Source organism: Actinotalea sp., assembly GCF_035443605.1.
Classification (GTDB): domain Bacteria; phylum Actinomycetota; class Actinomycetes; order Actinomycetales; family Cellulomonadaceae; genus Actinotalea.
The window spans coordinates 1-17855 of sequence record NZ_DAORSQ010000058.1 but is presented as its reverse complement, the minus strand read 5'-3'; the positions used below and the strand labels follow the sequence as shown (position 1 = coordinate 17855).

Sequence of the window (17855 nt, the reverse complement as noted above, 5' to 3'; positions counted from 1 at the left end):
CCGGGCACGTCCTTGGGGGTCTGGGTGACGAAGAAGACGCCGACCCCCTTGGACCGGATGAGCCGCACGGTCTGGGTGACCTGGGTGAGGAAGTCCTTCGACGCGCCGGTGAAGAGCAGGTGGGCCTCGTCGAAGAAGAACACCAGCCGGGGCTTGTCGGCGTCGCCGACCTCCGGCAGCTCGGAGAACAGGTCGGCGAGCAGCCACATGAGGAACGTCGAGAAGAGCGCGGGACGGTCCTGGACACCGGGCAGCTCGAGGGCGGAGATGACGCCCTTGCCGTCTGCGGCGACGCGCAGCAGGTCCGCCGTGGCGAAGGCCGGCTCGCCGAAGAACACGTCGGCGCCCTGGGCCTGCAGCCCGACGATCTCGCGCAGGATCACCCCGGCGGTGGCCGCGGACAGTCCGCCGATGCCCTTGAGCTCCGGCTTGCCCTCGTCCGAGACGAGGTAGGCGATGGTGGCCTGAAGGTCCTTGAGGTCGAGCAGCGCCATGCCCTGGGTGTCGGCCCAGTGGAAGATCAGCCCGAGGCTCGACTCCTGGGTGTCGTTGAGTCCGAGCACCTTGGACAGCAGCAGCGGGCCGAAGTCCGTCACCGTGGTGCGGATCGGCACCCCGGTGCCCAGGCCGCCCAGCGTGTAGAACTCCACCGGGAAGGTGGCCGGCGCCCAGTCCTGGCCGATCCCGGCCGTGCGCGCGAGCAGCTTCTCGCTCGGCGTGCCGGGGCTCGCGACGCCGGACAGGTCACCCTTGATGTCGGACACGAACACCGGGACGCCCGCGGCGGACAGGCCCTCGGCCATGAGCTGCAGCGTGCGCGTCTTGCCCGTCCCGGTGGCGCCGGCGACCAGGCCGTGCCGGTTCATCATCGCCAGCGGCAGCCCCACCTGGGCAGAGGGCGTGGCGGTGCCGTCCTCGACGAGCGCCCCGAGCGGGAGTGCGCCGTCGAACGCGTACGCCGTGCGCACCTGCTCGGCCCATGCGGACGACGCCGCGGCCTCGGGTGCGGGGGTCGGCGCCGTGTCGGCCGGCCGTGCGGCAGCGGGTGCGGCCGCGGGGGCCTCGGCGGGCACCGCGGCCTCCACGCCTGCGGCGACCTCGAGGGCGCGGGCCCTGGCCTCTGCGGCCTCGGCCAGCGCCATGGCCGCCTCCGCCCGGGCGGTCGCGGCCTCGGCCTGCGCCTGGGCCAGGGCGATGGCTGCTGCGGGGTCCGGTGCGCTGCTCTGCGTCATGGCGAGATCGTAGTGACCGCCGGGCTGCCCTGTGCACCGTGCGATCCGCAGGTTACGCTTCCGTAGGTACACGCATCGATGTGCGCTCGAGCTCCGCCCCACAGACCGGGACACCCATGGACTCCACCAGCACATCCGGGCTCGCCCTCGAGGCGGACGGCCCGCGTCAGCGCCAGGTCAGCGAGTTCACGGCGCTGACCCGCACGGTGCAGGAGGCCGGGCTGATGCGACGGCGCTACGGCTACTACTGGAGCCGGTTCGCCCTCATCACCCTCGCGCTGGCGGGCCTCGGCGTCGCCTTCGTCGTCATCGGCCACTCGTGGTGGCAGCTCGCGCTCGCCGCGGTGCTGTCCCTCGTGCTCGGCCAGGCGATGTTCCTCGGCCACGACGCCGCGCACCGCCAGATCTTCGCGTCGGGCCGGTGGAACGACTGGGCGAGCCTGGTCATCGCCAACCTCTACGCGGGCATGTCCTACGGCTGGTGGCAGCACAAGCACAGCCGCCACCACGCCAAGCCCAACCAGATCGGCACCGACCCCGACATCGGCACGGGTGTCCTGGTGTTCACCACGGACGACCTCGCCGCACCGCGCACGGGCCTCAAGGGCTGGTTCGCCGCCCGGCAGGGCTGGCTGTTCTTCCCGCTGCTGCTCCTCGAGGGCCTCAACCTGCACATCTCCGGGGTCAAGACGATCTTCGGCCGCGGTGAGGTCAAGCGCCGGCCGGTCGAGATCGCCTTCGTCACGCTGCGCCTCGGCGGGTACCTCGCGCTGGTCTTCTGGCTGCTGCCGGTGGGCATGGCGTTCGCCTTCCTCGGCGTGCAGCTGGGCCTGTTCGGGCTCTACATGGGCGCCGTCTTCGCGCCCAACCACAAGGGCATGCCGATCGTCCCGGCCGACGCGAGGATCGACTTCCTGCGTCGCCAGGTGCTCATGAGCCGCAACGTGCGGGGCGGCCGGGTGGTCGAGGAGCTCATGGGCGGCCTCAACTACCAGATCGAGCACCACCTGTTCCCGAACATGGCCCGCCCGCACCTGCGCGCGGTCCAGCCGATCGTCCGGGAGTTCTGCGCCGGCCGCGGGATCCACTACACCGAGACGTCGGTGCTCGAGTCGTACGGGATCGTGGTGCGCTACCTCAACCGGGTGGGGCTGGCCGCCCGGGACCCGTTCCAGTGCCCGCTGACGCTGGAGCACCGCTCCGCGCGCTGACGGCGCCACGGGTGACGGGACAGGCGGTGCCCCACCGGTAGCCTGGGCCGGTGCACACGCCAGAGCCCCAGCCCGCCGTCGACCCCCCGCGCCCCACGATGCCGCCGGAGCTCCCGCAGCGGTACACCGCGGCGCTCGCTGCGGAGATCGAGCTGCGCTGGCAGGACCGGTGGGACGAGCGTGGCACGTTCCACACGCCCAACCCGACGGGTGCGCTGACGGACGGCGAGGGCCGGCACGCGGACCCGTCGAGCCCGTCCTTCCTCATCATGGACATGTTCCCGTACCCCTCGGGCGACGGCCTGCACGTGGGCCACCCGCTCGGGTACATCGCCACGGACGTCGTCGGGCGCTTCCGTCGGATGTGCGGCGACAACGTGCTGCACGCGCTCGGCTACGACGCCTTCGGCCTGCCGGCCGAGCAGTACGCCGTCCAGACCGGCCGCCATCCGCGCACCACCACCGAGGCGAACATCGCCACGATGCGCCGCCAGCTGCGCCGCCTGGGCCTGGCGCACGACGCCCGCCGCTCGTTCGCCACCACCGACTCGCAGTACGTGCGCTGGACCCAGTGGATCTTCCTGCAGATCTTCAACGCCTGGTACGACGAGGCCGCGCCACGGCCAGACGGCGGCCTGGGCCGCGCCAGGCCCGTCGACGAGCTCGTCGCCGCCTACGCGGGCGGGGCGCGGGAGCTGCCCGACGCGTACGCGGGCCGCACGTGGGCGCAGCTCGACGCGGTGGAGCGTCGCCGGGTGATCGACCCCCAGCGCCTCGCCTACGTCAGCGAGACGCCGGTCAACTGGTGCCCCGGCCTGGGCACCGTGCTGGCCAACGAGGAGGTGACGGTCGACGGCCGCTCCGAGCGCGGCAACTTCCCGGTCTTCAAGCGGAACCTGCGCCAGTGGAACATGCGGATCACGGCCTACGCCGACCGGCTGGCGGCCGACCTCGACCTCATCGACTGGCCCGAGAAGGTCCGTGCGATGCAGCGCAACTGGATCGGCCGGTCCGAGGGCGCCCGGGTGACCTTCGAGGTCATCGGCGGCCAGGAGATCGAGGTCTTCACCACCAGGCCCGACACGCTCTTCGGGGCCACCTTCATGGTCGTGGCGCCCGAGCACCCGCTGCTCGACGAGGTACCCGTCGACTGGCCGGACGGGACGCACAAGACCTGGACGGTCGGCCACGCGTCCCCGATCGCCGCCGTCGCGGCCTACCGCGCCCAGACCGCGGCGAAGACGGCCGTCGAGCGGCAGGCGGACGCCGGAACCAAGACCGGCGTCTTCACCGGTCACCTGGCGATCAACCCCGTCAACCACGAGCTCATCCCCGTGTTCACCGCCGACTACGTCCTCATGGGCTACGGCACGGGCGCGATCATGGCCGTCCCGGCGCAGGACGCGCGGGACTGGGACTTCGCCACGGCCTTCGAGCTGCCGATCGTCCGCACCGTCCGACCCCCCGAGGGCTTCGACGGCGGGCCGTTCGTCGGGGACGGTCCCGCGATGAGCTCGGCCAACGACGAGATCAGCCTCGACGGGATGGACGTCGCCACGGCCAAGGCCGTGATCACGGCGTGGCTCGAGGACAAGGGGCTGGGCGTCGCCACGGTCACCTACCGGCTGCGCGACTGGCTGTTCAGCCGCCAGCGCTACTGGGGCGAGCCGTTCCCCATCGTCTACGACGAGCACGACCTGCCGATCGCGCTGCCCGAGTCGATGCTGCCCGTCGACCTGCCGGACGTGCCGGACTACTCCCCGCGCACCTTCGCGGCCGACGACGCGCACTCCACCCCCGAGCCGCCGCTGGGGCGCAACGAGGAGTGGGTGAACGTCACCCTCGACCTCGGCGACGGCCCGCGCACGTACCGCCGGGACACCAACACGATGCCCAACTGGGCCGGCTCGTGCTGGTACTACCTCAACTACCTCGACCCGGGCCGCCGCGACGTCGTCGTCGACCCCGAGCTCGAGCGGTACTGGATGGGCCCGCAGCACGACGCCGCAGCGGGCGTCAGCGGCGGCGTGGACCTCTACGTCGGGGGTGTGGAGCACGCCGTGCTGCACCTGCTGTACGCGCGGTTCTGGCACAAGGCGCTGCACGACCTGGGGCACGTGTCGAGCGTCGAGCCCTTCCGCACGCTGTTCAACCAGGGCTACATCCAGGCGTACGCCTACGCCGACGCGCGCGGCCAGTACGTGCCGGCGGCCGAGGTCGTCGAGGACGAGGCCGGCGGCTTCACGTGGCAGGGCACGGAGGTGTTCCGCGAGTACGGCAAGATCGGCAAGTCGCTGAAGAACAGCGTCACACCGGACGAGATGTACGAGGCGTACGGGGCCGACACGTTCCGCGTCTACGAGATGTCGATGGGGCCGCTGGACGTCTCGCGGCCGTGGGACACCCGAGCGGTCGTCGGCTCCCAGCGCTTCCTGCAGCGGCTGTGGCGCACCGTGGTCGACGAGCAGACCGGCGACGTGACCGTGGTCGACACCGAGCCCGACGCCGCGACCTCGCGCCTCGTGCACCGGACCATCGACGAGGTCCGCACCGAGATGGCGGCGATGCGGTTCAACACCGCGATCGCCCGGCTCATCGTGCTGACCAACCACCTCACCGGGCTGCCGGCCGTGCCGCGCGCCGCGGCCGAGGCGCTCGTGCTGCTCGTCGCCCCGCTCGCCCCGCACGTGGCCGAGGAGCTGTGGTCCCGGCTCGGGCACGAGGTCTCCCTTGCCCGTGAGCCGTACCCGGTCGCCGACCCGGCGCTCCTCGTCGAGGAGACCGTCACGTGCGTGGTGCAGGTCCAGGGCAAGGTGCGCGACCGGATCGAGGTGTCGCCGTCGATCGGGCAGGACGAGCTGCGCGAGCTCGCGCTGGCGGCGGCCGGGGTCCAGCGGGCGCTGGACGGGCGCGCGGTGCGGACGGTCATCGTGCGGCCGCCGACGCTCGTCAACGTGGTGCCGGCCTGACCATGACGTCCACCGGGCGGGTCGCGGTGGTCACGGACTCCACCGCGTCCCTGCCGGCCGGGCTGGTCGCTGCCACCGGGGTACGCGTGGTGCCGCTGCACGTGGTCATCGACGGCGTCGACCACCGCGAGGGCGTCGACCTCACCACAGCAGAGCTCGTCGCGGCCCTGCGCTCCGGTGCGGCGGTCTCGACGGCCCAGCCCGGCCCCGAGGCGTTCGCCAGGGCGTACGCCCTGGCCGTGGCCGACGGTGCGCAGGCGATCGTCTCGGTGCACCTGTCGGGTGAGCTGTCGGGCACGGTGGCCGCGGCCCGCCTCGCCGTCGACGCTGCCGGCGTGCCGGTGCACGTGGTCGACTCGCGGACCGTGGGCATGTCGCTGGGCCTGGGGGTCGTGGCCGCTGCCCGCCGCGCGGCACGGGCGCCGGACGGCGGGGACGCCGAGGCCGTGGCGCGGCTGGCAGCCGAGCGGTCGGGTGCTGCCTCGGTGCACTTCGCCGTCGACACCCTGGAGCACCTGCGACGCGGCGGGCGGCTCGGCAGCGTGGCCGCAGCCGTCGGCACGGTGCTCGGGGTGCGCCCGCTGCTCACCGTGCGCGGGGGGCGGCTCGAGGTGGTCGAGAAGGTGCGGACGAGCGCCAGGGCGCGCGAGCGTCTCGTCGAGCTCGCGCTGGCGGACGCCGCCACCCGCCAGCGCTACGACCTCGCCGTGCACCACCTGGGGGAGCCCGCCCTCGCCGCGGGGCTCGTCGAGCGGCTCCGCGCGGCGTGCCCGCCCGGTCTGCGCGACGTCCACGTGGCCGAGATCAGCGCCGTCGTCGGGGCGCACGTGGGGCCGGGGCTGGCCGCCGTGGTGGTCGCCGACGCCTGACGGTCCCCGGGCGCCGGCCCGGGCTCGCGCGTCCACAGGGCTGCGGTCCCCGTGGACCCCGGGACCTCCCGGTCGCCTAGCGTCCGGCTGTGGCCGACCGGGACGAGCACGACGCGACGCGGGCACGGCTCGTCGCCCTGCGTGCCGGACGTCGCGACGGACTCTACGGCGACCTGCCTCCTGCCGGCGACCTGCCTCCTGCCGGCGACCTGCTCGGTCAGGCGGAGCGGCGCGCCGAGCGTGCGCTCGCGGCCGCGGCCACCGCGTACACCGCAGCCCACGGCCATCCTCTGGAGCACCCCGCGCTCGTCGGCCCCGCCGGGGTGCGCTGGCTGACGCGGCCGCGCGTGGCGCTCGTGGCTGCCCTGGTCCTCGTGCTCCTCGGGGTCGGCGTCGTCGGCAGGTCGCTGGCGCAGGGGCCGGTGGTGCTGGTCTCCGCTGAGCCGACGGCGCCCGGCTCGGGCGAGCCGGCCGTACCCCTCGGCGGGGTCGTCGACGTCGCGGGGGCACCCGGTGCCGCGGCGACCGCGGCTCCCGGGCCGGGGGGACCGGGGTCCGTGGTGGTGCATGTCGTGGGCGAGGTGCTCGCCCCCGGCGTGGTGACCCTGCCGGCCGGCGCGCGCGTGGTGGAGGCGATCGACGCCGCTGGCGGGGCGACGGCGTCGGCGGACCTCGCGGCACTCAACCTCGCACGCGTGGTGGCCGACGGCGAGCAGGTGATCGTCCCGGGACCCGGTGCGACGGGCGGGGGCGCGACGAACGCCGCACCCGGCGCTTCCGGTGCCGCGGGATCGGTGCCGACCACCCTGGACCTCAACGCCGCCGACCTCGCCGACCTCGACGGCCTGCCGGGCATCGGCCCCGTCCTTGCCCAGCGGATCGTGGCCTGGCGCAAGGAGCACGGCAGGTTCAGCACCGTGGACGAGCTCGGCGAGATCACCGGTATCGGGCCGTCCGTGCTCGCCGGCCTGCGGGACCTCGTCCGTGTCTGAGACCGCGCCGGGCACGGACCTGCGCCTCGTCCCGGCGGCGCTGGCGTGCTGGGGCGTCGCGGGGCCGGCCGTGGGCCTCGACGTCGTGCCCGTGGTCGTGGCTGCGGTGGTGTCTGCCGTGGCGGCCGCCGGCTGCGCACTTGCCGCAGGGGCCACGCTGCGCCGTCGTCCCCAGGACGGCGCGGCGGTGCACCGTGCCGCTGCGGGCCCAGCGCCGCCGACCGCCCGTCCGCTGCGCAGCGCCGTGGTGGCGAGCGCCGCGCTGGCGCTCGTGGCGGCTGCGATCACCCTGGCGTCCGCGGCGGCCCAGCTGCACGAGCGCGGGCGTGGCCCGCTCGACGACCTCGTCCGCGAGCGCGCGGTGGTCGAGGTGGTCGGCACGGTGCGCGCGGAGGTGGTCCCGCTCGTGTCGCGGTGGTCCGCTGCGGCCGGCGGGGCGGACGGGGCCGGTGGTGCCTCGACGCGCCACCGGACGGTCCTCGCGGTCGAGCAGGTCACCGGTCGGGGTCGCACGGGTGCGGTCCGGGCCGACCTCGTGGTGCTCGGCGGGGCGGAATGGGCCGCGGTCCCCTACGGGAGCACCGTCGCCGTCACGGGGAGGCTGTCCGCGGCGGCACCGGGTCAGGCGCCGGTGGGGTGGCTCTCGGCGACCACCGTCGTCGTCGTGCGAGCCCCCGGGTCGATGGACCGGGCCGTCGCCGCGGTGCGCAGCGGGCTGCTCGCCGCGAGCGACGGCCTGCCGCCGGACGCGCGGGGGCTGGTGCCCGGGGCTGCGGTGGGGGACACCACGCGCGTGCCGGCAGAGCTCGTCGAGGCGATGCGTGACACGGGGCTGCTGCACCTCACGGCCGTGTCGGGCGGGCACTTCGCCGTGCTCTCGCTCGCCGTGATCGGGGTCGCGACGGCACTGCGGGCGCCGCGCGCGCTCCGGGCCGCACTGGCCGGGGCGGCCACGGCGGCCTTCGTGCTGCTCGTCCATCCCGAGCCCAGCGTGGTGCGCGCCGCCGTCATGGGTGGGCTGAGCGTGCTCGGGATGCTGCTCGGCCGTCGGGGCAGGGCGGTCCCGGCGCTCGGCACGGCCGTGGTGGTGCTCCTCGTGGTCGACCCGTGGCTGTCGCGCTCGCTCGGCTTCGCGCTGTCCGTCGTGGCCACGGCCGCGATCGTGCTCGTCGCACCCGGCTGGGCGCTGGCACTGGGTCGGGTGCTGCCCCGGTGGCTCGCCGTCGCCCTCGCCGTCCCGGCGGCGGCCCAGGCGGCGTGCGCCCCGCTCATCGTGCTCGTCGACCCTGCGGTCCCGCTCTATGCCGTCCCGGCCAACCTCCTCGTCGCTCCCGCCGTGCCACCCGTCACCCTGCTGGGGCTCGCATCCGCCCTGACCGCCGGGTGGGCGCCCGGTGCGGCCGAGGCGCTCGCGCGCGCCGCGTCGTGGCCCGCCGGGTGGATCGCGACGGTGGCCCGGGCCGGCGCAGAGCTGCCGGGTGCGCGGCTGCCGTGGCCGGGCGGCTCGGCGGGGTCGGCCGCACTCGTCGCCGTGACCGTGCTTGGCGTCGCGGCCGTCCGGGGTGCGCGTGCTGCGAGCGCGGCGCGTGCCCGCCGGACGCGCGAGCCGTCATGACGGAGGGTCGTGGCAGGCTGGGGGCGTGCCCCCCGCAGCCCGCCGCCCGTCGCGGCCCCCGACCACCTGGGACGAGGTCGAGCTCGCGCCGATCGTCCTCGTGACGGGCACGGAGGCGTTGCTTGCCGAGCGCGCTGTGGACCGGCTGGTGGCCCTGGCCCGCGCGCAGGACCCTGCTGTCGAGGTCACGCGCCTCGACGCCCCGGGCTACGAGCCCGGGCGGCTGCGCGTGGTCACGAGCCCCTCGCTCTTCGACGAGGCGCGCGTGGTGGTCGTCGCCGACCTCCAGGCTGGGACCGAGGCGGCGTTCGACGACCTCGCGGCCTACCTCGCGGACCCCGCGCCGGACGTCGTCCTGGTGGTCCAGCACGGCGGCGGGGTGCGCGGGAAGCGCACGCTCGACGCCATCCGGGCCGCCGGGGCACGTCAGGTGACCTGCGAGCCGGTCAAGCGCGACGGGGACAAGGCGGCCTTCGCCGTCGCGGAGCTGCGCCGCGCCGGGCGCCGCGCGGAGCCGGCGGCGCTGCGTGCCCTCGTCGAGGCGTGCGGCGCGGACCTGCGTGAGCTCGCCGCCGCCTGCCAGCAGCTGGTCGCGGACACCCAGGGGCCGGTCTCGCTCGAGCTCGTCACGCGGTACTACGGCGGCAGGGTCGAGGCGACGGGCTTCCGCGTCGCCGACGCCGCCGTCGAGGGTCGAGCGGGGGAGGCCGTTGCCCTGCTGCGCCACGCCCTCGCGACCGGCACCGACCCGGTGCCGCTCGTCGCGGCCCTGGCGGCCAAGCTGCGGGTGCTCGCCAAGGTTGCGGCCGCCCGCGGCCGCGGGCTCGACCCGGCCGACCTCGGCCTGGCACCGTGGCAGGTGGACCGCGCCCGGCGCGAGCTGGCGCTGTGGCGGCCCGAGTCCCTCGCCGCGGCGATCTCCGCCGTCGCGCGCGCCGACGCCGAGGTCAAGGGCGCCGGACGCGACCCGGTGTTCGCCGTCGAGCGCGCCGTGCTGCGGGTGGCGGCCGAAGCCAGGGGCTGACCGCCCGCCGTCCCGTCAGCAGCGCGGGTCGGGGACCTCCGGACACCCACCCGTCTGCCACCCGCCCGCCGGGCCGGTCGAGCGCGCACGATCCCGCCGGTCGGGCACCGACCCGCGCGCCGGATCCCGACCGACGGGCCGTCACCCGCGAGTCCCGGTCCCGTCACCGGGTCGCTGAACGGACACCCCGCGTAGCCCTCGGGCGGGCCGCTGCCGTGTCCGGGACCCCGCCGCGGGGTTCCCTCCTCGGCCGTCGCTGAGTCACCCGTCATGTGACTGCAGGCGCGAGCTTACGGGCACCCACCCGTGGTGTGAGCAATGTCACACCCGGATATCGTCCGGGTTTGCGGTGAATAGTGGTAGTTCGGCGTCCCGTTTGCGGGGTGTTGTCCCGGTTTGGGGGGTGCTCCGGCGCCTTGGGCGAGTCATAGTGAACGTGACAGCCCGAACATCCTCTGAGGAGCTCGCCATGAACCGCACCCTGCGCATCGTCTCGACGATCGCCCTCGCGCTCGCTCTCGCACTCGTCGGCGTCCCGGCGTCGGGCGACGACGCGATCACCGTGTCCAACGGCACGGGCTGCTGCAAGCAGTGACGTCGTCTGGCGAGGTGCCGACCTCCGCGCCGCCGGACCGTGACCCGTGACCGCCGGGACCGCCGGCGTGCCGGCGGGGGTCTCCGGCGGGCGTGCCGAGCGGTTGATCGGGGGAGTTCACCCGAACGGGGGTGCGTGGCGGTACCCATGTCGAGGGTGTCACGGGTAGGCTGACGCACTGTGACTGAACTTGCCGGGCGCCTGCGCGCCGAACGCCTGACCGCGGGGCTGTCCCAGACCGCCCTGGCGGGGGACGACTTCTCACCGAGCTACGTCTCGCTCATCGAGTCCGGCCGGCGCACCCCGACGGACGGCGCCCTGGCCATCATGGCGGAGCGGCTCGGCACCACCGCCGACTACCTGCGCTTCGGTGACAAGGCGCCCTCGGAGGAGAAGGCCCGGCTCGAGCTCGGCTTTGCCCGGCTCGCCCTGACCAACGGAGCGCCCGCCGAGGCGCGGGACCGGCTGCTCTCGCTGGACATGGCTGCCATCGGTCCCCGGCACCAGGCCGAGGCGCAGTTCGCGCTCGCCATGGCGCACGAGGCGCTGGGTGACCTCGACGCGTCCGTCGCCGTCCTCGAGCCGCTGCTCGCCGACGCCCGGGCCCACCACCGCTGGCTCCAGGTGGCGACGCTCGCGACCAACCTCGTCGGGACGTACCACGAGGCAGGCGACCTGGCCCACAGCGTCGAGCTCGGCGAGGAGGTGCTGCACGAGGTCGAGGACGCCGGCCTGTCCGGCACCGACGAGCACCTGCGGCTCGCCTCGACGCTGCTGTGGTCGTACTACGAGCGTGGTGACCTGCTCTTCGCCGCCCACCGCGCCTCCGGCCTCATCGAGATCGCGGACCGGGTGGGCACCCTGCGGGGCCGCGGCAGCGTGTACTGGAACGCCGCGATGGTGGCCGAAGGGCGTGGCGAGTACGCCGAGGCCCGCCGCCTGACCGAGCGCGCGCTGGCCTACCTCGGTGAGGGCGTCGCGGGCCGCGACGTGCCACGGCTGCGCCTCAACTACGCCTGGCTGCTGCTGCGCTCCGACCCGCCCGAGCCGGTGACCGCGCTCGAGCAGCTCGAGATCGCGGCCGAGGGGTTGGCCAACGTCGGCACGCAGATCGAGCTGGCGCGGTGCGAGTACGAGTCGGGCCGCGCCCACCTCATGCTGGGCGATGCCGGTCGCGCCGAGGACCTGGCACGTGCCGGGCTCGCCCGGCTCGACGACGCCAGCGGCTTCGACGTCTGCGACGGGCAGATCGTCCTGGGCGACACGCTCGTCGCCCAGGGCGACCTGACCGGCGGCAAGGCGGCCTACCGCTGGGCCGCCGACCGCCTGGCGATGCTCTCGGCCGGGCGCCAGGCCGCATCGGTCTGGCGGTCGCTCGGCGACCGCATGCTCGCCTTCGGGGATGCCGAGGGTGCCGCACGTGCCTACGCGACGGCGCTCGCGGAGGCCGGGATCCGACCGACCACCTATCCGATGATCGGTCGGCGCGCGCACGCGGTGGGCTTCAGCGAGTCGACGGAGGGCTGAGCCCGCCGCAGCACGTCGTCGCTGGCCGGCAGGGGGAGCCAGCGCTGACGTGGGTCGAGCAGTCGCCAGGGCGTGCACGACGAGGGGCGCCTCCCCACCGGGGAGGCGCCCCTCGTCATGTCTCGTGCCGGCGACCGTGTGCGGCGGGCCGCGGGTACCCGGCAGCCCGCCGACGGCCGTCGTGCGGCCGGTCAGCTGGCGTGCGGGTCGATCAGAGCGCGGAGACCTGCTGGGCGAGCGACGACTTGCGGTTCGCCGCCTGGTTGGCGTGGATGACGCCCTTGCTCACGGCCTTGTCGAGCTTGGTCGAGGCGACCGTCAGCGCGGACGCAGCTGCGTCCTTGTCGCCGGCGGCGACGGCCTCGCGGACCCGACGCACATGCGTCTTGAGCTCGGACTTCACAGCCTTGTTGCGCACGCGCGCGAGCTCGTTGGTCTTGATGCGCTTGATCTGGGACTTGATGTTTGCCACGTAGGTTGACTCTCTTGTGCGTTCGCCGGGGCGATCTGACAGGTCGTGCGAGGGCGTCGTCCGTCTCCGGGACCGGGGCGTGATGCCACCCGCGCGGAGGAGCTGAACCTGTGCCCGCCGACCTGGGCGGACACGCGACCTGTGATGCTACCAGTCAGCCGCGGGCGGCTGCGAGCGAGCGTGCGACCTCGTCGAAGACCGCGCGGCCCAGGACGGCTCCCTCGCGGCGCACCGCCGCCGGGTCGACGCGCACCACGCGGTCCACGCGGACCTCGCTCGGCCTGCCCTGGCGGTCCCACGCCCCGACGCCGATGTCGACCCAGGTGTCGCCGGGCGCCGGGCGCACGTCGTGGTCCCGGGTGGAGAGCATGAGCCCGAGGAGCCACGGACCGTCGCGCCCGACGAGCAGCACGGGCCGGTCCTTGCCCTGGGTGTGGTCCTCCTCGTAGGGGACCCAGGTCCAGACGATCTCGCCGGGGTCCGGGTCGCCGTCCGGCCGGGGTGCGTACACCGCCCGTGGTGTCCCGGTGAAGTCGCCGGGGTACGCGCCCGGAACGGGACGGGCCGCCGTCGTCGACGAGGGCCGCGGCGCCGGCGCAGACCCTGCCGGGCGCCCGGCAGGCCGGCTGAAGCTGCGCAGCACCGAGTCGAGGAGGCGGATCCATGGCGACGAGCTCACGGGCGTCAGGGTAGCGACCCGAGCGCCGCCGGGGCGACGTCCGCACCGCGCGGCGACCCGCGCCGGAAAGCCCCCCGAAACGCGCCGGTGACAACAAGTGCCTACGGTTCGGGGATGGCCGATCTCGCGGACGGATACCCCCAGGGCCTCGCCTGGGACGAGGTCGTCGACCGGACCGGCGGGATCCGCCCCGCCTACCGGCACGTCCTGGACGCCCTGGAGAAGATGTCCGCGACCGAGCTGCGGGCCCGTGCCGACACGCTCGCGCGCAGCTACCTCACGCAGGGCGTGACCTTCGACGTCGGGGGCGAGGAGCGGCCCTTCCCGGTCGACGTCGCCCCGCGCGTGGTCACCGAGGCCGAGTGGGACTCCGTGTCACCCGGTGTCGCTCAGCGGGTCCAGGCGCTCGAGGCCTTCCTGGCGGACGTGTACGGCAGGCAGCGCGCCGTCGCGGACGGCGTCGTCCCGCGCTCGCTCCTCACCACCTCGACCCACTTCCACCGCGCCGCCCACGGGTTCGACCCGCCCAACGGCGTCCGCGTGCACGTCGCCGGGGTCGACCTGGTGCGGGACGAGGCCGGCACCTTCCGGGTGCTGGAGGACAACGTCCGCGTGCCGAGCGGCGTCAGCTACGTGCTGTCCAACCGGCGGGCCATGGCGCAGGTGTTCCCCGAGCTGTTCGCGGCGCTGCGCATCCGGCCCGTCGCCGACTACCCGCAGCGGCTCCTCGCGGCGCTGACGGCCGCGGCGCCGTCGGGCATCGACGACCCGACGGTCGTGGTGCTCACCCCCGGCGTCTACAACAGCGCGTACTTCGAGCACTCGCTGCTCGCGCGGTCGATGGGCGTCGAGCTCGTCGAGGGCAGGGACCTGTTCTGCGCCGGCGGTCGCGTGTGGATGCGCACCACGACGGGCCGGCGCCGCGTCGACGTCATCTACCGGCGCGTCGACGACGAGTTCCTCGACCCCGTGGTGTTCCGCTCCGACTCGATGCTCGGCTGCCCCGGGCTGATGGCCTGCGCCAGGGTCGGCAACGTCACGCTGGCCAACGCGGTCGGCAACGGGGTCGCGGACGACAAGCTCGTCTACACCTACATGCCCGACCTCATCCGCTACTACCTCGGCCAGGAGCCGCTGCTGGCCAGCGTCGACACCTGGCGGCTGGAGGACCCGGGCGCGCTCGAGGAGGTGCTCGACCGACTGCCGGAGCTCGTGGTCAAGCCCGTCGACGGCTCGGGCGGCAAGGGCCTGGTCGTCGGCCCGCAGGCCAGCGCCGCTGAGCTCGGCGCCCTGCGCGACCGGCTGCTCGCCGACCCGCGCGGCTGGATCGCCCAGCCGGTGGTCCAGCTCTCCACCGTGCCCACGCTCGTCGAGGAGGGGCTCCGCCCGCGCCACGTCGACCTGCGGCCCTTCGCGGTCAACGACGGCGAGCGCGTCTGGGTGCTGCCCGGTGGGCTGACGCGGGTCGCGCTGGCCGAGGGCGAGCTGGTGGTCAACAGCTCGCAGGGCGGCGGGTCCAAGGACACGTGGGTGATCGGCAGCGCACGGCCCGCGCCCACCCGGGTGGTCGTCGACCACCCGCAGTCGGTGCCCCAGGGCTCGGGAGTGCCCATCGACGCGAGCCCGGCGGACCAGCGCACCCAGCAGATGCAGCAGCAGCAGACCCGGACCGAGGTGGCGACGTGCTGAGCCGGATCGCCGAGTCGCTGTTCTGGATCGGCCGCTACAGCGAGCGGGCCGACGCGACGGCGCGGCTGCTCGACGTGCACGTGCAGATCCTGCTCGAGGACCCGTGGGCGGAGGAGGACCTCGCCTGTCGCTCCCTGCTGTCGGTCATGGACCACGAGCCCCCACCGCCGGACGTCGTCGTCGGGCGCCACCTCGTGCTGCGTGACCTCGCCTACGACCGCACGCGGCCGTCCGCGATCGCCGGCGCGCTGGTTGCCGCGCGCGAGAACGCCCGGCGGGCGCGCGAGGTGATCTCCACCGAGCTGTGGGAGGCGTTGAACACGACGTGGACGGAGCTGCCCGCCCATCTGCACGCCACTGCGCCGCACGACTTCTTCCGATGGGTCCGCGAGCGCTCGGCGCTCGTCTCCGGGATCGTCGACCAGTCGATCTCACGCGACGACACGTGGAACTTCCTCGTGCTCGGACGCTCCGTCGAGCGCGCGGACATGACGGCCCGGCTCCTCACCACCCGGGCGCTGGCCGGCGCAGCCGGGCCGGACTGGGCGACGCTGCTGCGCTCGTGCGGCGCGCACGAGGCCTACCTGCGGCGCTACCGCGGCCTGGGCTCCGACGCCAGCGCCGCGGAGTTCCTCCTCACGGACCGGTTCTTCCCGCGGTCCGTGGTGCACGCGCTGGGCCAGGCCCAGCGGTGTCTCGACGCGCTGGAGAACGACCCGGGCCAGCCCGTCGTCGACGACGCCCGCCGCCCCCTGGGCCACGCCCGGACGAGCCTGGAGTACGGCAACCTGCCCGAGATCCTCGACCGGCTCCCGGACCAGATGACCATGGTCCAGCTCGCGTGCTCGGCGGCGAGCGACGCGATCCGCTCCCGGTACTTCCCGTCCGGCTCCGTGACCCAGTGGACGGGGGGTGTGCTGTGAGCAGGCTGCACGTGGTGCACACGACGACGTTCTCCTACGACGGCTCCGTGACGGCGTCGTACAACGAGGCGCGCATGACGCCGCGCTCCGACGCGGGCCAGACGGTGCTCTCCGCGGCCCTGGGCATCGACCCGCACTCGTGGCGGCACGACCACGTCGACTACTGGGGCTCGGCCGTCACGCTCTTCGAGTCCGCAGCCCCGCACCGCTCGCTGACGCTCACGGCGACGGCGCGCGTGGAGGTGCACCCGCCGGTGCGGCCGGCTCCCGAGGGCTGGGCGGTGGTGCGCTCCGCCGCGGCCCAGGACACCCTGGCGGAGTTCCTCACCCTGAGCCCGACGACGGCCGTGCCGACGGACCTCGCGGACTTCGCCGCGCAGGTGGCGGGGGAGCTCGACCCGGACGAGGCGGCGCGACGCGTGAGCGCCCGGGTGCACGAGGTCGTCGAGTACGTCCCCGGCGTCACCGCCGTGCACACCCCGGGCGTCGAGGCCTGGGCGGTGCGCAAGGGTGTGTGCCAGGACATGGCGCACCTGACGGTCGGTGCGCTGCGCAGCGTCGGCATCCCGGCCCGCTACGTCTCGGGGTACCTGCACCACGAGCAGGGGGGCGAGGTCGGGCGCGCCGTCACCGGGGAGTCGCACGCCTGGGTCGAGTGGTGGGTCGGCCACTGGGTGGGCCACGACCCGACCAACGAGATCGACGTCGGCGCGCACCACATCGTGCTGGGCCGCGGCCGCGAGTACCAGGACGTCGCGCCCATCCGCGGCATCTACGCCGGCGGCGGCACCCAGTCGCTCGACGTCCAGGTGCGGATCACCCGCGAGGCCTGACCGTCAGGGCGTCACGGGATCAGGGCGCCAGGGCGGTCACGGCGTCAGGGCCGCCGCGAGCAGCCGGTCCAGCGCCTCGCCGTCGCCGCGGACGGTCAGGGCGCCGTCCCACGGGCCGATCCGCCGCCACAGGAGCAGCGCGAGGTCCCGGGCAGAGCCGCTGACCTCCGCGGCGGCCGGCCACCGCTCGGGGCCGATCCGCCACGCGTGCCCCGCGTGGTCCCGCAGGAGCACCGGCGTCGTCGTGGCCACCATCCGGCCGAGCCGGACCTGCCGGGGCGCCATCACGGTGACCACCTCGTCGACCGTGTCGGCCCAGGCGCCGTCCTGCGGCGAGGTGAGGTCCGTGCCGAGGGCGGCGCCGAGGTCCCAGAGGTGCACGAGGGTCTCGTGGAGCTGACGGCGGCGCCAGAACGCCGCGGTGCCCGGTCCGTCGAGCGTCAGCGCCGGGGCGTCGGGCCCCAGGTCCACGAGGGTGCGGCGCAGCGACCCCGCCGCCCAGACGTAGAAGCGGACGAGGGTGTCGACGTCGCGCGGGCCGGGGGGCTCGTGGGGGTCGAGGTCGACGCCGTGCGCCATGCCGGCGGCCCACCAGTGCACCCCGCCGAGGTGCAGGGCCAGGTCGGCCACCCGCCAGGGCGCGCACGACGGCACGGGGGCCTCCGGGTCGGCGCCCGCCAGGGCGTCGGCGAAGGCGTGCTGGGCGACCGCCAGGGCGGCGAGGTGGTCGAGGCGCTCGCTCATGGGACCATGGTGGCGCAGCCCCCCGACATCAGAAGCCGGAGCCCACCCCCGTTGTCCCCGATCCCCAGCGCCGCCCTGAGTGCGAGCATCCAGCCGGCGGCCACCCCGCCGGCGCTGCTGCGCAACTTCTGCATCATCGCCCACATCGACCACGGCAAGTCCACGCTCGCCGACCGGATGCTCCAGCTCACCGGTGTGGTCGACGCGCGAGCGATGCGCGCGCAGTACCTGGACCGGATGGACATCGAGCGTGAGCGCGGGATCACCATCAAGTCCCAGGCCGTGCGCATGCCGTGGGCCGTCGAGCCCGTCGGGGGCGGCCCGCTGACCGCCTACGCCCTCAACATGATCGACACGCCGGGGCACGTCGACTTCACGTACGAGGTCTCGCGCTCGCTGGCGGCGAGCGAGGGCGCCGTGCTGCTCGTCGACGCCGCGCAGGGGATCGAAGCGCAGACGCTTGCGAACCTCTACCTCGCGC

16 protein-coding genes are annotated in these 17855 nt (G+C 74.7%); 12 read left to right on the top strand and 4 right to left on the bottom strand.

Annotation, left to right across the window (positions count from 1 at the left end; genetic code table 11):
- Positions 1-1232 (bottom strand): helicase HerA-like domain-containing protein (locus PKY62_RS08095; RefSeq protein ID WP_324536200.1); only part of this gene is annotated, 1232 nt, incomplete at its 3' end.
- A 116-nt stretch (positions 1233-1348) separates the two neighbouring features.
- Here PKY62_RS08095 and PKY62_RS08090 point away from each other — a divergent pair.
- From PKY62_RS08090 to PKY62_RS08055, 8 genes are all read left to right on the top strand, one after another.
- Positions 1349-2443, top strand: coding sequence for a fatty acid desaturase family protein (locus PKY62_RS08090; protein ID WP_324536199.1), 1095 nt, complete (start codon positions 1349-1351; stop codon positions 2441-2443).
- A gap of 98 nt (positions 2444-2541) precedes the next feature.
- Positions 2542-5412, top strand: a complete 2871-nt coding sequence (gene leuS, locus PKY62_RS08085) for a leucine--tRNA ligase (RefSeq protein WP_324536201.1) — start codon at positions 2542-2544, stop codon at positions 5410-5412.
- A gap of 2 nt (positions 5413-5414) precedes the next feature.
- Positions 5415-6281 carry a DegV family protein gene (locus tag PKY62_RS08080; protein WP_324536198.1) on the top strand — a complete coding sequence of 289 codons (867 nt, stop codon included), beginning with the start codon at positions 5415-5417 and terminating at the stop codon, positions 6279-6281.
- A gap of 89 nt (positions 6282-6370) precedes the next feature.
- Entirely contained in the window at positions 6371-7273 is a 903-nt protein-coding gene (locus PKY62_RS08075; protein ID WP_324536197.1) for a ComEA family DNA-binding protein, read from the top strand.
- On the top strand, positions 7266-8888 hold the full coding sequence (locus PKY62_RS08070; protein WP_324536196.1) for a ComEC/Rec2 family competence protein: 1623 nt from the start codon (positions 7266-7268) through the stop codon (positions 8886-8888). The genes PKY62_RS08075 and PKY62_RS08070 overlap by 8 nt, the downstream gene beginning before the upstream one ends.
- Before the next feature lie 25 nt (positions 8889-8913).
- Positions 8914-9912, top strand: coding sequence for a DNA polymerase III subunit delta (gene holA, locus PKY62_RS08065; protein WP_324536195.1), 999 nt, complete (start codon positions 8914-8916; stop codon positions 9910-9912).
- A gap of 469 nt (positions 9913-10381) precedes the next feature.
- The gene (locus PKY62_RS08060; protein WP_324536194.1) at positions 10382-10507 is read left to right on the top strand and encodes a hypothetical protein; all 126 of its coding nucleotides are present in this window, start codon (positions 10382-10384) and stop codon (positions 10505-10507) included.
- A 180-nt stretch (positions 10508-10687) separates the two neighbouring features.
- Entirely contained in the window at positions 10688-12034 is a 1347-nt protein-coding gene (locus PKY62_RS08055; protein ID WP_324536193.1) for a helix-turn-helix domain-containing protein, read from the top strand.
- Positions 12035-12245: 211 nt separating this feature from the next.
- On the opposite strand, the gene rpsT is transcribed toward PKY62_RS08055, so the two are convergent.
- Positions 12246-12506 carry a 30S ribosomal protein S20 gene (rpsT, locus tag PKY62_RS08050; protein ID WP_324536192.1) on the bottom strand — a complete coding sequence of 87 codons (261 nt, stop codon included), beginning with the start codon at positions 12504-12506 and terminating at the stop codon, positions 12246-12248.
- Between the two features lie 154 nt (positions 12507-12660).
- Positions 12661-13185 carry a type II toxin-antitoxin system PemK/MazF family toxin gene (locus PKY62_RS08045; RefSeq protein ID WP_324536191.1) on the bottom strand — a complete coding sequence of 175 codons (525 nt, stop codon included), beginning with the start codon at positions 13183-13185 and terminating at the stop codon, positions 12661-12663.
- A gap of 114 nt (positions 13186-13299) precedes the next feature.
- Here PKY62_RS08045 and PKY62_RS08040 point away from each other — a divergent pair, with 114 nt between their 5' ends.
- From PKY62_RS08040 to PKY62_RS08030, 3 genes are read left to right on the top strand one after another with little or no spacing between them, the layout of a single operon-like run.
- Positions 13300-14874, top strand: a complete 1575-nt coding sequence (locus PKY62_RS08040; RefSeq protein WP_324536190.1) for a circularly permuted type 2 ATP-grasp protein — start codon at positions 13300-13302, stop codon at positions 14872-14874.
- Positions 14868-15797 carry an alpha-E domain-containing protein gene (locus PKY62_RS08035; protein ID WP_324536189.1) on the top strand — a complete coding sequence of 310 codons (930 nt, stop codon included), beginning with the start codon at positions 14868-14870 and terminating at the stop codon, positions 15795-15797. The genes PKY62_RS08040 and PKY62_RS08035 overlap by 7 nt, the downstream gene beginning before the upstream one ends.
- Positions 15794-16630: a transglutaminase family protein gene (locus PKY62_RS08030; RefSeq protein ID WP_324536188.1), complete on the top strand. Its 837-nt coding sequence runs from the start codon at positions 15794-15796 to the stop codon at positions 16628-16630. The genes PKY62_RS08035 and PKY62_RS08030 overlap by 4 nt, the downstream gene beginning before the upstream one ends.
- 36 nt (positions 16631-16666) lie before the next feature.
- On the opposite strand, the gene PKY62_RS08025 is transcribed toward PKY62_RS08030, so the two are convergent.
- Positions 16667-17374, bottom strand: coding sequence for a maleylpyruvate isomerase family mycothiol-dependent enzyme (locus PKY62_RS08025; RefSeq protein ID WP_324536187.1), 708 nt, complete (start codon positions 17372-17374; stop codon positions 16667-16669).
- A 51-nt stretch (positions 17375-17425) separates the two neighbouring features.
- Between PKY62_RS08025 and PKY62_RS08020 the strand changes: the two genes are divergently transcribed.
- On the top strand, positions 17426-17855 hold a 430-nt coding region (locus PKY62_RS08020; RefSeq protein WP_324536186.1), incomplete at its 3' end, for a GTP-binding protein.

Bases quoted from the DNA above. Each gene is read 5' to 3' on its own strand.
- PKY62_RS08090 (WP_324536199.1), top strand. From the start codon at position 1,349: ATGGACTCCACCAGCACATCCGGGCTCGCCCTCGAGGCGGACGGCCCG.
- leuS (WP_324536201.1), top strand. From the start codon at position 2,542: ATGCCGCCGGAGCTCCCGCAGCGGTACACCGCGGCGCTCGCTGCGGAG.
- PKY62_RS08080 (WP_324536198.1), top strand. From the start codon at position 5,415: ATGACGTCCACCGGGCGGGTCGCGGTGGTCACGGACTCCACCGCGTCC.
- PKY62_RS08060 (WP_324536194.1), top strand. From the start codon at position 10,382: ATGAACCGCACCCTGCGCATCGTCTCGACGATCGCCCTCGCGCTCGCT.
- PKY62_RS08040 (WP_324536190.1), top strand. From the start codon at position 13,300: ATGGCCGATCTCGCGGACGGATACCCCCAGGGCCTCGCCTGGGACGAG.
- PKY62_RS08025 (WP_324536187.1), bottom strand. From the start codon at position 17,374: ATGAGCGAGCGCCTCGACCACCTCGCCGCCCTGGCGGTCGCCCAGCAC.